17 protein-coding genes and 1 tRNA gene are annotated in these 14,330 nt (G+C 39.8%); 1 reads left to right on the plus strand and 17 read right to left on the minus strand.

The genetic code is table 11. The annotated features are described in order from the left end of the window. Nucleotides 1–68: 68 nt before the first annotated feature. Nucleotides 69–299 (plus strand): DUF2188 domain-containing protein, encoded by a 231-nt coding sequence (locus tag C2M33_RS20315; protein ID WP_105175262.1) that lies wholly within the window; start codon nt 69–71, stop codon nt 297–299. A gap of 37 nt (nt 300–336) precedes the next feature. On the opposite strand, the gene C2M33_RS20320 is transcribed toward C2M33_RS20315, so the two are convergent. The 17 genes from C2M33_RS20320 to C2M33_RS20400 all read right to left on the minus strand — a co-directional run bounded on the left by C2M33_RS20320 (nt 337) and on the right by C2M33_RS20400 (nt 14,330). Continuing rightward, nucleotides 337–954 (minus strand): hypothetical protein, encoded by a 618-nt coding sequence (locus C2M33_RS20320; RefSeq protein ID WP_105175263.1) that lies wholly within the window; start codon nt 952–954, stop codon nt 337–339. A 2-nt stretch (nt 955–956) separates the two neighbouring features. Next, nucleotides 957–1,220, minus strand: coding sequence for a DUF2188 domain-containing protein (locus C2M33_RS20325; protein WP_105175264.1), 264 nt, complete (start codon nt 1,218–1,220; stop codon nt 957–959). Between the two features lie 161 nt (nt 1,221–1,381). Beyond that, nucleotides 1,382–1,456 (minus strand) — tRNA-Arg (locus C2M33_RS20330). 202 nt (nt 1,457–1,658) lie between these two features. Beyond that, nucleotides 1,659–2,324 carry a FlgO family outer membrane protein gene (locus tag C2M33_RS20335; RefSeq protein ID WP_063706495.1) on the minus strand — a complete coding sequence of 222 codons (666 nt, stop codon included), beginning with the start codon at nt 2,322–2,324 and terminating at the stop codon, nt 1,659–1,661. Between the two features lie 3 nt (nt 2,325–2,327). Next, complete coding sequence (locus C2M33_RS20340; protein ID WP_054562231.1) at nt 2,328–3,002, minus strand: FlgO family outer membrane protein; 675 nt, start codon at nt 3,000–3,002, stop codon at nt 2,328–2,330. 14 nt (nt 3,003–3,016) lie between these two features. Then, the gene (locus tag C2M33_RS20345; RefSeq protein ID WP_055020737.1) at nt 3,017–3,610 is read right to left on the minus strand and encodes a FlgO family outer membrane protein; all 594 of its coding nucleotides are present in this window, start codon (nt 3,608–3,610) and stop codon (nt 3,017–3,019) included. Nucleotides 3,611–3,664: 54 nt separating this feature from the next. Beyond that, entirely contained in the window at nt 3,665–4,267 is a 603-nt protein-coding gene (locus tag C2M33_RS20350; RefSeq protein WP_063706494.1) for an SPOR domain-containing protein, read from the minus strand. A 13-nt stretch (nt 4,268–4,280) separates the two neighbouring features. Beyond that, nucleotides 4,281–7,238: a hypothetical protein gene (locus C2M33_RS20355; protein WP_063706492.1), complete on the minus strand. Its 2,958-nt coding sequence runs from the start codon at nt 7,236–7,238 to the stop codon at nt 4,281–4,283. Nucleotides 7,239–7,258: 20 nt separating this feature from the next. Next, a complete protein-coding gene (locus C2M33_RS20360) occupies nt 7,259–8,050 on the minus strand; it encodes a fimbrial biogenesis chaperone (protein WP_063706490.1) in 792 nt (263 codons plus the stop codon). An 8-nt stretch (nt 8,051–8,058) separates the two neighbouring features. Beyond that, nucleotides 8,059–8,526, minus strand: coding sequence for a DUF4402 domain-containing protein (locus tag C2M33_RS20365; RefSeq protein WP_063706488.1), 468 nt, complete (start codon nt 8,524–8,526; stop codon nt 8,059–8,061). A 19-nt stretch (nt 8,527–8,545) separates the two neighbouring features. After that, nucleotides 8,546–9,139 (minus strand): DUF4402 domain-containing protein, encoded by a 594-nt coding sequence (locus C2M33_RS20370; RefSeq protein ID WP_063706486.1) that lies wholly within the window; start codon nt 9,137–9,139, stop codon nt 8,546–8,548. Nucleotides 9,140–9,223: 84 nt separating this feature from the next. Next, nucleotides 9,224–9,859 (minus strand): SPOR domain-containing protein, encoded by a 636-nt coding sequence (locus tag C2M33_RS20375; RefSeq protein WP_105175265.1) that lies wholly within the window; start codon nt 9,857–9,859, stop codon nt 9,224–9,226. 73 nt (nt 9,860–9,932) lie between these two features. Next, a complete protein-coding gene (locus C2M33_RS20380; RefSeq protein WP_158685613.1) occupies nt 9,933–10,319 on the minus strand; it encodes an SPOR domain-containing protein in 387 nt (128 codons plus the stop codon). A gap of 610 nt (nt 10,320–10,929) precedes the next feature. After that, nucleotides 10,930–11,811, minus strand: a complete 882-nt coding sequence (gene galU, locus C2M33_RS20385; protein WP_105175267.1) for a UTP--glucose-1-phosphate uridylyltransferase GalU — start codon at nt 11,809–11,811, stop codon at nt 10,930–10,932. Nucleotides 11,812–11,837: 26 nt separating this feature from the next. Next, nucleotides 11,838–12,689 carry a thymidylate synthase gene (locus C2M33_RS20390; RefSeq protein WP_054562236.1) on the minus strand — a complete coding sequence of 284 codons (852 nt, stop codon included), beginning with the start codon at nt 12,687–12,689 and terminating at the stop codon, nt 11,838–11,840. Nucleotides 12,690–12,702: 13 nt separating this feature from the next. Further along, entirely contained in the window at nt 12,703–13,506 is an 804-nt protein-coding gene (lgt, locus tag C2M33_RS20395) for a prolipoprotein diacylglyceryl transferase (RefSeq protein ID WP_063706476.1), read from the minus strand. A 14-nt stretch (nt 13,507–13,520) separates the two neighbouring features. Continuing rightward, complete coding sequence (locus C2M33_RS20400; RefSeq protein ID WP_105175268.1) at nt 13,521–14,330, minus strand: sulfite exporter TauE/SafE family protein; 810 nt, start codon at nt 14,328–14,330, stop codon at nt 13,521–13,523.

Below are 14,330 nucleotides of genomic sequence, written 5' to 3' on the forward strand. Positions count from 1 at the left end.
CAGTATTTTGTAAAAAATATTCGTACAGGTGATCTAACTTGTTATTATTTTCAAATTGAGGTTTAACTATGTCTACAGATGACTATAACGTTTATCAAGGTTCTGACGGGAAGTGGCGCGGTAAAAAACAAAGCTCACAACGTGCGAGTGTCGTAGCTGACACTCAGAAAGAAGCTTTCGAGGCTACTAGAGAGTTGGCTCAAAAAGCCCATTCCGAAGTTTCAATTCATAGGGGCGATAATGGTCAAATAAGAGCCAAGCATAGCTATGGTAATGACCCTGAAAGCTCGAAGGGATAACCTTCTTAGGTTAGAAATAACTCCTAAGGAGTTGTTTCTAACTTGCCTTGGCTTCAAACCAAAAGTTCATATGTTGAATTATTTCAATAATTTCTACTTCTTCAACGTCTGTATGACCATCATTCTCAATTAGCTCGTCATATAGATATGCCTGAAAGTCATTATATTTCTGCCAAATATTATTACCACTCGGGATTCTGATAGAAAGTAGAGCATTGAACCAGTTGCGAACGACTTTAGTAGCTATGAACCCATCATCATTGTGACTTTTAATATCACAACCAGAAAGATCCGAGATTGCTTTTTGAAACCGAAATCTCTCAGTATCAAGGATTAATATTTGTTTACTACTCCATGGCTCACCATTTAATTTCTGACATCCATAGTCAATTCCCAATTCAAATGGCATATTCATTCTAAAAGTTTCGTTATGGTTTTTTGCAACCATTCTAGAAATATCATGGATTCCGTATTTTGATTCGCGTATTAAACCTACTATTTTATCAATTCGAGTTTCTGCTGAATCTACTCTTTCAAGTGACAACCTTGGATGTAAATCCATTGATTTTAAAGTAAAAACTATAGCAAGAAGAATCTCTCTATAGTCCTCATCGAAAGGGCAATTTACAAATACATTTTTATTAAAGTCATCCATAACTACCCTTTTGGTTTTACTTCTTTTAGAGGTGAACACTTTCGTCTTTCTTGCGTTTTATCTGAAGTTGAATAACTCCGCTTTTCTAGAATTCTTCCATCACCTCGATGAATATAGAGCTCACCTTGCTGAGCTTGAGCCGCCCTTCTTGCCCAATCAATTGCATCTTCTTGTGAATCAAAAATACGTGTTGCTCTTTGATTACCAGCTTTTCGAACAGCCCATCCACCATCACCTTTAACTACATGTTGTGATTTCTCATCCATAAAATCTCCTCCCAAAAGTCCAAGTGAATATCATCAAGAATTATAGTGTAACATTGAGGCTAAATTTAAAAAGCTTATAAATTTAAATTTCGAAACAGCTACATATATGCTACACAAAAACAGAAAGGTTAATCGAAAAAATCTTAAACCATTGATTTTATTGGTAGCCCCTACAGGAATCGAACCTGTAACTGCCCCTTAGGAGGGGGCCGTTATATCCATTTAACTAAGAGGCCACTCGAAAGCTGAAGTAAAGCTTATAGCTTGTAGCTTGTAGCTTGTAGCTTGTAGCTTGTAGCTTGTAGCTTGTAGCTTGTAGCTTGTAGCTTGTAGCTTGTAGCTTGTAGCTTACGTAAAAATTATAACGGTCTAAGGCTTTGGTAATCAAGAGAATAAACCAATCGACTTGTGAGTAAGCCGATTGGCAAAATAATGAGGCTAGTTAACGCGAGCTGTTGCTGATTGGATTGACTCATGTTTTAGCACAAAATATGGGATCACTTTTTGTGCGCTGGCAATAACCAGCTTTGAGTTTAAATTAATTACTCGGGCATTCACTTCAACTCCATTAGGGCGGTATATCAGCGTGCCTGTGAGTACATGGCTAGCAATGCGACGCTCAGCTAACTCTTCTACATCACGCGACATCACAAAATCACCATGTGAGGTTACAGTAATGACATCCATCGCTTTAAAATCCACAACGCCAAAGCCAAATTTTTGCAGCTGATACATCATTGATTCGGCAAGTTGGTTACCAAGCTGAGAGCTGGTTTTTAAGCTCGCATCTAAATCCACAAAAGTGGTAATGGCAATACCTAAATCGCTTTCTTGTTGCATGGTATCCACTAACTCAAGCGCCATTTGCTCGACATAATTAACAACGGTTTTATGATGTTGATAAGGCACAAACAGGCGATGGTTAGCGTTATCCTGCTGCATATCTTTTTGTTCAAGCACTTGCAGCATAGCAACGTAATCGACTTGAGTGCTTGCTGATGCCGGTGCATGTTGAGCTGTATTTTGCGGCTCTGCTGATTGCTCTGGCAGCAATTGGCAGCCAGAAAGCACGAGCGTTAACGATGCGAAGATAAAACCTTTCATAGCTTACTCACTTGCTTGTTTTAGTGTAATGCCATCACTTCGATTAGTACTATCCAGGGCATCAACCACTGACTGTGGGATAAAGCCTTGCGCCGACCCAACAACCGCTTTGCTTGCTAAGCCAACAATACGCGCATTCACGAGCACACCACTTTGATGATTAACCAAAGTACCTGCCAAAACATAATTGAAGTTTTGATCTTGGCTTAGCTCTAAATAATCACGACTGAAAACATAATCACCACTAGGCGTGACACGCATATAATCCGTGGTTTTAAAGTCAATGACAGGCACACCAAACGCGTGAAGTTCATGAATAAAACTTTCGGCAATTTGATTACCCAGCAAATTTGTTGAGTTGTAATCTGCATCAAGGTACACAAAGCTTGAAACAGCAACTGGCGTGTTATCACTAACATATTGCAAGTTTTCAACAAGATCCTGCATGATGCCACGCACATAGTGATTGATATTCTTACGTGTTGGGGCTGCTGTAAAAGTGCTGTTATTCATTACCGCCTGATTGGTTTGAAACACACTGTCATTACTATGCGGCGCGGCAACTTCTCTTTGCGCAGCTAACTGAGGATCATTTTCGTGTTGTGTTGCATCACCAGTTAACATTGATGAGCAACCAAAGCCAAACGGCAAACATAAAGTTAAAATTAAACGTTTCATTAAATGAGTTCCTCTTAATATTCGCTTCGATACAACTGGCCATCACGTTGCTGAACTTTTTCAGCGCCCCACATTACATTGATAGGGATCTCAGTGCTTGCTGCTGACACAATTCGCAGATCTTTGGTATTCACTAATCGGGCATTTACTATGTAGGCATGTTGTTGCCGCGTCAGTGTGCCGGTAATAACAAAGTCAATATTCTGACGTTGACGTAAGGTATTTACATCACGACTAAGTACACTATCGGCCGATTGCTGCAAATTTAAAGTATTTTCTAATCGATACTCAATGGTATGAAAACCAAGCTGAGTAAATTGCGTTAATAAACTTTCTTGAATTTGCTGACTCAAGCCACTGCCCTGATCTTCTGCTAAATCAGTACCTAAGCCATCAGCCATATAAAAACTGGTCACAGCAATACGTGCATTGCCTTTGTAAGGGCCTTGAATACGGCTCAGCTGACTACTTAAATCAGCAACGTATTGATGCACCGTATAAGGTGCCATCGGCGATTTTGGGGTTTCTCTAGGGGGCGTTTTTTGTGGCTCTTCAGTTAAGCTACAACCCACCAACACTAAAAAAACTGAATAAAATAACAGGCGCATAATTGCCATCCTCACTAAACTTAGTAAGTACAAAGCAATAATTATGCCTAAGTATTATTGTTGATGGGATAAATCAAGTGGATTCTGCACATAATGTGATACCAAGCATGCCACACCGACTGATGCTAACTTTTTACAATCATTAGTTGCTTGCTGCTTTTGTTGATATGCACCTATTTTTAAGCGATGGAAAGTGCTGCCGTTCACTGTTACGGACTCTACATTAGCAATAAACTGGCCATTAAATAGCGCTGGGGCTTGTTTTTTAATTTCAGCAAGGCGAGCTGTTAGTCGAGGTATCTCTGTTACGGAAGCAAGTTGTAGTGCAAACTTAGCTGTAGGCTCGGCTATAAACTGAGGAGCGGTTACTGGTGACTTTTTTGCCTTTACAGGCTCTGCTTGCTGCGCATTTAATAAAGTAAGTTGTTCAGTGAGTAAGGTTAACTCACTTTCAATTGAGAGCAAACGTTCTAGCTCTGGCTTCATTGCTTGGAATTGCTGATGCGATTGCCTCAGCTCCAGAAGCTCTTGTTGGCTAATTTTTACTAAGTTTTCTTCACTCACTTTTGGCTCTGTCACGCTTTGGCAACCAATGATAGGAGTCACCAGTAAGACTAACCATACTTTCTTCAGATTTTGAAAAGTAGTAAAAACCATAATTTGCTCCTTGCTAGTGTTGAACTTGCTGTTCAGTTACGTGGCATTTAATTGCTTGTGATATTAGCTGCGCACATTGCTGTTCAAGCTCATTTGCAGATTGTGCGTCAAAGCCAACTGCAAGCGTGTAGTGTGCATTTTCTTTATCGTGAATGTAGAAAGCGCTCTGAAAGCCTTGTTGTGTTAAACGCTGTTTCACCAATGAGTAATACACCTTTAATATTTTTAGTGAATTAAACTTGCCAATACTCGCAATGTAGCCCTGACGCTTTTTAAGTGGCCGCAAAGTAATATCAACCCCCACCAGTACATCACCTTTGGGCGATAATTCTATTTTGTGTGTTTGATTACTTACCAGTGACTTTTGGCCTTGGTATTGTTTATCAACAATCGCCTGATACTTACCGGGTTTAATATCAGTAAACAAGTAATAGCCATCATAAGCCGCTTGTGTAATTGCTACATCATTGCCTTGTTCATCCACTAAGGTAATTTTGGCATAGGGTTGAACATTCGTCCCTTGCTCTGTCTGCTGATAAACGGTGCCTTCGATTTCGCTAGCATTATTTACTGGATAATCCATGTACTCAACGAAACCAGCTCGTGGTGTTATGGAGAAACCATCGTGGGCGGGTATCATAAAAGGGTCAGCAAAACTGTCACGATCGAGCACGATATCTGTTGTGCGATTAGCTGGCATAGCTGAAAGAATCGCAATACCTTGTTCATCGGTAATAGCTTGGCGATAATTTTGTAAGCCTTTTACTTTAACACCCACCAAGCCCTTTTCATTGCCATCTTTAATGCCATTATCATTTTCATCTAAAAACACATTAACCATCAAACTACCAGTATTGGTCAATGTTCTATTACTCATAAATGGCTGATTATATTGACTATCAAAACCAAAACTAAATCGACTATTTAAGCGAATTTGCCACTGATCATTACTATCGTAATTAACATTACTGCTTAAGTTAATCCTGTCATTTTGCCACGTTAAACCTAATTCAGCGGACTGAACATCGTAATCTAGAGAGTCCCTTAAAGTTAGCTCTGCTTGTAGGCTTGGGCCTAAACTTCTGCTAAACTCAGCTTCATAACTTGCTATTTCACTAACGGGAGAGAGTCGATAATTAACCCCAAACCGACTATACACTCTGCCCAGTCGTGTTTGTAAACGCGTCGTACCATCAACACTTTCTTGCCCAACACTTAAGTCTTGCCACTGCAATAAATTATTTATAGAGACGTTTGCATAGCTGTAATTTAAACGATTATAAATTTGTTTTAAATCAACGCTTTGTGCATGTTGAATCAGAAAGTTGTTTTGATAATTGAGCCGCCCAAAATCATTTTTCATCAGCTCACCTGACATATCAAACTGATAGCTCTTGAGCGTTATATCTCGACCATTCTGATTATCAGTACGGTTCGTTGCGCTAAATAGCAGAGACTGATCAGCCAATTTAGTTCGTGTTGTTAATTCAAATTCGCTTTGTTGTTGATTATTTTCTTCATATTCAAGATTAACCAATAACCTGTCTAACAGGCTAAGGTTCGTTCCAAGAGCAACATGATACAGCTCATCTTGCTCTCGTTTTTGCGCCATGAAGCCTGAATACATGGCAATGTTATCACTCACACCATATTGGTATCGCCCCGCAGCAACCCAGCCCTGATTTACACTATAGTTACTGTTGCCCAATAACTGCTTGCCTTGCTCTGAAACAGATAGCTCATAGACTGCTTCCCCTTGTTCAAGCTGCGTGCCATCAATGTAGTAATATTCAGTTTTCCGCTCTACTTGTCCTTGTGGACCATAAAAAATCAACTCAAAGTTGTTTTCACCGAATAGTAAATCAACATCAGCAAAAACATAGCGTCCATCGGTCAAACTCAACTGCTGTTCAATTAAAATACCATTACGATATAATTCAACATCCCAACCAGGCTGCACTGCACCGGTTAGATTCACCCGATTATTATCAATAGCTTGCCCAAGTTGATAATTCGATATTTTAACCCCACGACCATATTGGTTGTTATAACGGCTACCAACTTGCGTAGCTGTTACATCCCCTACTTCAATAAGACTTGCAGCAAGTGGACCTAACAATTGATTATTCACATCTTGCCTAGAGAAAGTTAACCTTGAGTTGTTCAGCAAGTCATTCTCACGACCCGCTAAAAAGTATTCCATCGTTAAGTAAGCAAAGTCTTGCGAGCCAAGTAATGAGTAACTTGTCTGGCTGTTATCATTATCTTGGGTATAGTTCAATTGTAAGTCAGCCACAGGGACGGATAACGCCTGATATGGGCTTGGTTTCCAAGGTAAAGTTGCTTGCTTTTGGCTACTGTAGCTTTGCAGTTGTTTTTTATGACGCTGCGCTTGCGATGCAACAGGATAAACAGACTCAGTTTCAATATGTAACTCTAAGCTTGCGTAGTCAGAGCTGTGCTTAAATTCAAAAGCATCAGCAAGTACTGCAGCTTCTATATAAATATCATCGTCAACACTAATTTGTTGCTCAGTAAGCTGCCACTTCTTGTTATTTGTAATCAGCTCTTTTTGTGCTGTTAATTGAAAAGTGTTATTACTATTGATGAACCAACCTTCTGCACTCTTGGCCGATAAATCGACATTAATTGCTAGCTGTAAGATATCAACTAGCCCTGAAAGCCCCAATAAAATGTCTTGATCAGACTTAAGGGCAAAAACCTCACCGAGGTAATTTTCATTTAAATAAATTGAAAATAGCAAAAACTCCCCAGTCGCAATTCGCTGCTGGGTGACTAAGGTGTGTGCAGAATTATGTGTAGGCTTAGATTGTGAAACATGGAGCTGTTCGCCATTTAACTTAGCTTTTATGGCATTGAGTCTAGCTAGTACATCCTCTGTACTCACAGTCGAATTAGCAAAGCTGATAGGACTTAATAGCATAAGCCCTAACGCAAATAAGCGATTCATAAATGTTTTCGAATTAATCCCTAATGTCGAATAGACAATGAATATGAGCCAAAATCGACGCCTTCATACTCATCTGCACCTTCATATTTAAGCTCAATATTCCCTTGTTTTGGCAGCTGTTTGCCAGAGAACAAATCTAACAATACTGTCGCTTGTTCAATTTCAGGATATAAACTTAGATTCCCGATTTCAGCGATTTTTTCTTGTTTTCCCGCCGAATTAGTGACATACGCGCTAAGTCGACCATAACTACTAAAACCTTGTTTTTCAGTTAATTTAACAGCAATTTTTGGTGTTTTATTTACCGAGTCTTCAACTATTTCTGCAGTTTGAAACGCAACTTTTGGCAGCTCACCTTGCTCACGATATACAATTGGAATACTAAAACTCAAAATCATGTTCACTTTGAGCCCGGCCTTAGCTGCCTTATCTTCATTTGGTAAGGCTTGAAATAATAAGTGAGAACGATATTCCCCTTTAGCCAAATCCTTAGGCTTTCTAATCGCTATTTTAATCGTTTGCCTTTCGCCCGGTGCTAAACGAATTTGCTTTGGTGATAAGCGCGCCATAGGAGAAAGACTCGTTGCTACTGGTTCACTCAGTGTTTGGTATCCCCCACCAGGAAGCGCTAATTTTTCGCTCCATACAACTCGGTATGTACGGTACTCTTCTGAGCTATTAATAACGGTGACTTTTGCGCTTCGTTGGCGCTCATCAAATGAAACTCGCGTTGGTGAAATAAGTAAATTTGCCGTTGCACATTGACTGAAAAAAACAAAAAAAAGTCCACATAAAAGACGTTTTGCGAACATATCTATCCTTAGTAATTGACTGAAATTTCTAAATAAGTTGAAGAAGAATACTGACCATCCGCGTATGGTTTAGCACTACGATCTGTCGTTAAAGTACCGCCAATAAATACTTTTGCCTCACCAAATTCATTGGTAATCACATATTTAGGAAAACCATTAAGACGTACAGAAAATTCAGCACTTGTACTGCTATCTACATCATGTATTAGCTGAGTTGTCGAAAGTGGCTTTAGCTCTAACTGAGTTCTGGCTGGTAAGCCAGTGAGTAATAATTCTGCTGGGCGGCCATTTTTAAGTACATACACAGAGCCCTGTGTATTGATACTGCCATCATCTTTGACAATTACAGAACTAATATTTGTATTAGCTAGAATAACTAGAGTACCAAAATCAAGCGCTTGCTGCTCTGTACTCGCAGCTTGCAACGGCGTTGAGAACACTGTAAATAGCACGCTGGCTAAAAGCAAAAAGCGCATGATAAATTACCTAGAAATATTAGTAGGCAACTTCTAGTTGGAAAGTACCAGTGTATTCAGTATCACGATAGGGTTCAGATGATTCTGTATTTGCGGTAGATAAATTAGCACCAATGTTAAACTCAACACTGCCATCTGCATCAGCCGTTAGGTTTGGCGATGCTGTATTGTAATAAGCATTTGCATTTGGCCCAGAAGTAATAAAATATCTCCAACCATCAACAATAAAGTTAGGCTCATTTAAACCTTGGCCACTTGACTCTAATGTATTTGCTGTTGGATCGGTAATAGACAAACGCGCATTTGGCACCGCCTCTGATACCGTAAATGAAGCTGGTGCTCCTTGCTCTATAATTGAAATAATCGCAGGAGATAAATCTATTCTTGTCGAAACAGGGCTTGCATCAGGTTCTGGATTAATAGTTAAAACTGCTTGTGCAACACCTAAAGGGTCCGCTACAGCACGAATGGTACCAAAATCTAGATCATTTCCTTTTGTTAAAACAACTGAGTTTTGAACCTTTACTGTGGCGCTGAAAGATTCTGTAGTGGCGAAAGAAGAAAAAGCAGAAAATGCTAATGAGCATGCAATTAAAGAAAGAGGTAATTTCATATTAAGTCCTTATAATTAAATGGCTAAGCCATTTTTCTGTATCTTAAGCTTTATCGACCTCTAGAACAAATACTTTAAGATTAATTACCTAATTTTTAAGAGGAAAGATGCTTGAAGCATCTCTCCAATAAATGGTGCCGTCACACAGGTTTGCCCCATTCTTTTCGCTATCTCACAAAATGCTGTCGCCTGAGTATAATTTTCAAATGGACCTGCTCTTAACCCATACAAGGTTACGCCTTTTTGCTCTCGTGTTTTAAAACGAAAATCAAGGCCATTTAAAGCAGCAGGATAATCACGTTTGAGCTTTAAGACCTGATGACTAACTTTTTTCGGCGTTAAATATAAACCTAATTGCACGCCAGCTTCAGCTGCTTTATTTGCTGCAATAATCGCCTCAAGTGAATCTGTTGATGATGTTTGCTGCGCTTGCGTTTGTTCGCTTTGATGAATAATCACATCATTTTGTGGCTCAAATTGTGATGGCTTTGCGGTTAAATCACTATTAGCTGACAGCACTTCGATTAACAACGCAAGGTCTTTTTCCATGGCTGAAAGGCGCTCAATGCTCGGCTGTTGGTTTTGCCACTCGGCAGCAAATTGCTGTACTTGCTGCTCAGTATAAGCTGGCTGGGTTTGCTCTTGGCTCATCATACATGCTGTTAAAGCAGTTAAGCTGATGGTTATCAATAGATATTTAGAAAAAATAGAAAAATGCATGGTGACGTCAATTCTAAAAAACAGACTTAAATGAAAGCAATAAAAATGCCACCTTTAGCGCGAATATTTGACGCTAAAAATAAATTCGGTTGTCAGTATAGTTGCTAACCCAACAATCAATCCCTTGTCGCTTAATCGCTTCACAGTCAGCTTTGGCATTCTTCAAATATTTATAGCCACCAAATTTAAGTCGATAATAGGTATGTTCATTTACATCTGCGACTTCGACATTGAGTATCGGTTTTCCCTGAAAAATACTGGGTGCTCGTTTAGCCATTTTTTTTAATGTTGAAGCAAGGCCTTGCTCCGAATTAACCGATGCTAACTGTAGAGCAAATGCATAATCGGGTTTCACAGCGTCTGAAGAGTCGTTTGGCAATGCTTGCGACGTGTCTGCTTGATCAAGCATTGTGCTGACAGGTTCATTTTGGGTTTGTGCCAATAAGAATGAGTTTTGCATTACCTTATTATTGCTTAGGTACTGAAAAATATTGAAAACAGAAAGCGTGTTAAAGGAGATATTTGGAAGTGCCTTATTACTGCAACCAGACACAGTCAATAACACCAATAGGCATATACTGTAACGCAAAGGTTTTGAGCAATATTTCATAAGTAGGATTCTTAAACGTACCATTAAAAATTTGCTTCTTTTTAAAGAAGTCTATCTGTTAGCACTTGCCTATACAAAAGCCATAAACATCATTTGAGACGTTGCATAAGAAAACTCTAACACATTATTTGTTATTATAATATTTTCAGTACAGTGCTTAACTTACTGCAATAAAAACTTAATGACACCCTACTACTTAAGTTTTCATATTAGACAACCTAAAGCAATAAAAATCCGTTTTTACATAGGTATTTTTATAAGTATAGCTAAGTTTAACTATCCTACAGGGATATATAAGCATCTCACTGATCTTTAATCTTAACAATGCGTTAAGAGCTAGGTATATCAGAAAAATCCTTTATTGGGTAATAATCGACAATTGTGGGGATCATGTAAATAACAAAAAAGTGCCATATAGACACTTTTTTTACATAATTTTCAACTAGGTAATTAGAATTGATTATTTAACCAGCGACTTTATGAAGTCTGTAAGCTCGTCTTTGAATTCATCACGGCGTAGTGCAAATTCAACAATAGCTTTTAAATAACCAATTTTGCTGCCGCAGTCATGGCTTTTGCCTTTCATTGAGTAGGCATCAACTATTTCTTTTTCCATTAGCATAGCAATGGCATCAGTTAATTGGATTTCGTCGCCAGCGCCTGCTGGGGTTTTTGCAAGTAACGGCCAAATATTTTTGCTCAGTACATAACGACCCACAACAGCTAGATTTGATGGAGCTTGATCAACTGGAGGCTTTTCAACCATGTTTAAAATAGCTGCGCTCTCACCTTGATTAATTTTTACATCACCTAAATCAACGACACCAAATTTATCCACTTCGCTTTGTGGCACAGGTTCAACCATGATTTGGCTCTCACCGGTGTTTTCAAAACGCTGGATCATTTCAGCTAAGTTATCTTTTTTAAGGTCGCTTGCCACATCATCAATGATCACATCAGGTAAAATAACAACAAATGGTTCATCACCTATGATAGGTGCAGCACAATTAATAGCATGACCAAGGCCTTTCGCTTCACCTTGGCGAACATGAATAATTGTTACATCTTTCGGACAGATTGATTGTACTTCTGCAAGTAACTGACGCTTTACACGCTTTTCTAGCGTTGCTTCTAGCTCAAAACTGGTATCAAAGTGGTTTTCAATTGAGTTTTTACTTGAATGTGTCACTAAAACAATTTCTTTAATTCCTGCTGAAATTGCTTCATTTACAACGTACTGGATCAGCGGTCGGTCAACAATAGGAAGCATTTCTTTAGGGATTGCTTTAGTCGCAGGTAACATGCGCGTGCCAAGACCAGCAACTGGGATCACTGCTTTCATTGATTTCTCCTTAAATTTTATTGTTGTTACACTGAAAACGGATACTTAATTGCATCGTGACACTGATAACCTACTACTTCAAAATCGTCTTTTGTAACCCAGGTTTCAATGTCTTCTAGTGATTTAATATTTGGGTTTATTTTTAATTCTGGTGACGCGAATGGCTCACGCTTGAGCTGCACATCACGCATCAACTCAAGTTGGTTTTCATAAATATGCGCATTTGCTATTTTATGATATGCCTTACCCGGTTTATGCCCGGTGATTTGTGCAACTAAAGCAAGTAACACAAAACATTGAATTTGATTAAAGTTTAAGCCTAGCGGTACATCGCAGCTACGTTGGTATGATGTTAAGTATAAAGTATCACCCAGTAATGAAAAAGTGTGTGTATGCATACAAGGGCGTAAACAACCTAGTTCAAACTCACCCGGATTGTAAAAAGTCACAATTTCACCACGGTCATCAATCCCTTTAGATAAGTTATCAATGACTTTTTTTAACTGATCAAGGTGACTGCCATCCGGGCGTTGCCAACTGCGGCCTTGCACACCATATACACGGCCCATATCATCTTCACCACGACGATGTGGGTTTTCAAGCCAAGCTTTGTTTTCGTTTGCGTTTGCATTCCAAGTCATGCAGCCGATATCACGAAACTGTGCAGCGCTGTCGTAACCACGTAAATAACCTAATAGCTCCGCTATCGCCGCTTTGTAAAAGCTCTTACGCGTGGTGATGAGCGGAAACTTGTTATTTGCCACATCATATTCAAGATCGGCATTTATAACGGTTAAACATTTGGTTCCTGTGCGCTTGTTCTCAACCCACACACCTTCGTCAACAATGCGCTGACATAAATCTAAATACTGTTTCATTGATTTGCTCTTGTTATGCTTTGCTTGCCACGCTGTGTTGCGGCTTTTTATAGGCCCATATTAACAAACCAAGGCCACCAATTACCATCGGCAATGACAGTATTTGCCCCATTGAAATTATGCCTGCAAATAAACCTAAATGGGCATCTGGCTCACGGAAGTATTCTACGGTAAATCTGAATACGCCATAACCGAGTAAGAACACACCTGCAACACTGCCCGCTGGACGTGGCTTTTTGATAAACCATTGTAAGATTAAAAACAGCACTAGGCCTTCTAAAAAGGCTTCGTATAATTGTGAAGGATGGCGCGGCTCTGGGCCACCTGATGGGAAGATAAATGCCCAAGGCACATCTGTGACTCGGCCCCATAGTTCACCATTAATAAAGTTACCAATGCGACCTGCTAATAAGCCTAGCGGCACGAGTGGCACTACAAAATCACCCACTTCAAGTAATGACTTTTTACGTGTCCAAGCAAACACCACAATAGCGGTGATTACACCTAGCGTACCACCATGGAACGACATACCACCTTGGTCAATTCTGAACAAATACAATGGGTTTTCAATAAAGTAACTAAACTGATAAAACAATACATAGCCAATACGACCACCGAGTATCACCCCGAGCATGCCGTAAAAGAGCAAGTCACTGACTTGTTCTTTTGTCCAACCTGAATTTGGTTTTTCTGCTTGACGATTAGCAAGCCATAGCGCCAAAGCAAAACCAATTAAATACATTAAGCCGTACCAACGTACGCTGAGCGGGCCTACCGAAAAAATAACCGGATCGATATCTGGAAATTGAAGAGCCATAAAAATAAAAACCTTTAACTAAACACCATTTTAAGCGCAATTATGACAAGTAATAGCGCGAATACTTTTTTTATTGTTGCCACAGGCAAATAGTGCGTGGCTTTGGCACCTATTGGCGCAATGAGCGACGAGGTAACCACAATCCCTACTAACGCAGGTAAATACACAAATCCGGCAAATCCATCACTGAAAGATGTTAATTGCCACCCGGCAGATACGTAACCCACCGAGCCGAACAGGGCAATGACAATACCACATGCAGCAGCACAACCAATGGCCTTTTTAATATCAACAGAAAAATAATGCAGTAGCGGCACAATAAGCGCCCCGCCGCCAATACCAATTAGTCCTGACAGCGCCCCCATTATGGCACATAAAAAGCCAAGAATAGGCCCTGATGGAAGCGGCTTTTCACTGGCTGCTTTTTTTCGTGTCGATAACACCATTCTGAGCGCGATAAACACCACGCTACCGGCAAAAACAAAGCGCAGTAGCTGCTCTGGGATAAAGCTTGCTGCAAAGCCACTGATCAATGCGCCTAGGCCAACACCAGTCATAACCCATGGGGCAATTTCCCAAGGCACGTTAGCATTACGATGATGAGCAAGGGCTGAAGAAGTCGAGGTAAAAATAATGGATGCTAACGAGGTTGCTATCGCGATAACTAATACATGACTTGGGTCGGCAACATTGAACGATACTAATGACGCACTAAGTACCGGCACGATAATCAGACCGCCACCAATGCCTAATAACCCTGCTAAAAATCCAACCACGCTGCCCAAAATTGCGCAGTACACCATTAAAAGTATTACGTCATGCAT

This window comes from Pseudoalteromonas sp. T1lg122 (assembly GCF_002964825.1).
Classification (GTDB): domain Bacteria; phylum Pseudomonadota; class Gammaproteobacteria; order Enterobacterales; family Alteromonadaceae; genus Pseudoalteromonas; species Pseudoalteromonas gelatinilytica.

Excerpts from the sequence above, each read along its gene's own strand:
- C2M33_RS20315 (WP_105175262.1), top strand. The coding sequence starts at position 69 with ATGTCTACAGATGACTATAACGTTTATCAAGGTTCTGACGGGAAGTGG.
- C2M33_RS20320 (WP_105175263.1), bottom strand. The coding sequence starts at position 954 with ATGGATGACTTTAATAAAAATGTATTTGTAAATTGCCCTTTCGATGAG.
- C2M33_RS20325 (WP_105175264.1), bottom strand. The coding sequence starts at position 1,220 with ATGGATGAGAAATCACAACATGTAGTTAAAGGTGATGGTGGATGGGCT.
- C2M33_RS20335 (WP_063706495.1), bottom strand. The coding sequence starts at position 2,324 with ATGAAAGGTTTTATCTTCGCATCGTTAACGCTCGTGCTTTCTGGCTGC.
- C2M33_RS20340 (WP_054562231.1), bottom strand. The coding sequence starts at position 3,002 with ATGAAACGTTTAATTTTAACTTTATGTTTGCCGTTTGGCTTTGGTTGC.
- C2M33_RS20345 (WP_055020737.1), bottom strand. The coding sequence starts at position 3,610 with ATGCGCCTGTTATTTTATTCAGTTTTTTTAGTGTTGGTGGGTTGTAGC.
- C2M33_RS20350 (WP_063706494.1), bottom strand. The coding sequence starts at position 4,267 with ATGGTTTTTACTACTTTTCAAAATCTGAAGAAAGTATGGTTAGTCTTA.
- C2M33_RS20355 (WP_063706492.1), bottom strand. The coding sequence starts at position 7,238 with ATGAATCGCTTATTTGCGTTAGGGCTTATGCTATTAAGTCCTATCAGC.
- C2M33_RS20360 (WP_063706490.1), bottom strand. The coding sequence starts at position 8,050 with ATGTTCGCAAAACGTCTTTTATGTGGACTTTTTTTTGTTTTTTTCAGT.
- C2M33_RS20365 (WP_063706488.1), bottom strand. The coding sequence starts at position 8,526 with ATGCGCTTTTTGCTTTTAGCCAGCGTGCTATTTACAGTGTTCTCAACG.
- C2M33_RS20370 (WP_063706486.1), bottom strand. The coding sequence starts at position 9,139 with ATGAAATTACCTCTTTCTTTAATTGCATGCTCATTAGCATTTTCTGCT.
- C2M33_RS20375 (WP_105175265.1), bottom strand. The coding sequence starts at position 9,859 with ATGCATTTTTCTATTTTTTCTAAATATCTATTGATAACCATCAGCTTA.
- C2M33_RS20380 (WP_158685613.1), bottom strand. The coding sequence starts at position 10,319 with ATGCAAAACTCATTCTTATTGGCACAAACCCAAAATGAACCTGTCAGC.
- galU (WP_105175267.1), bottom strand. The coding sequence starts at position 11,811 with ATGAAAGCAGTGATCCCAGTTGCTGGTCTTGGCACGCGCATGTTACCT.
- C2M33_RS20390 (WP_054562236.1), bottom strand. The coding sequence starts at position 12,689 with ATGAAACAGTATTTAGATTTATGTCAGCGCATTGTTGACGAAGGTGTG.
- lgt (WP_063706476.1), bottom strand. The coding sequence starts at position 13,506 with ATGGCTCTTCAATTTCCAGATATCGATCCGGTTATTTTTTCGGTAGGC.
- C2M33_RS20400 (WP_105175268.1), bottom strand. The coding sequence starts at position 14,330 with ATGCATGACGTAATACTTTTAATGGTGTACTGCGCAATTTTGGGCAGC.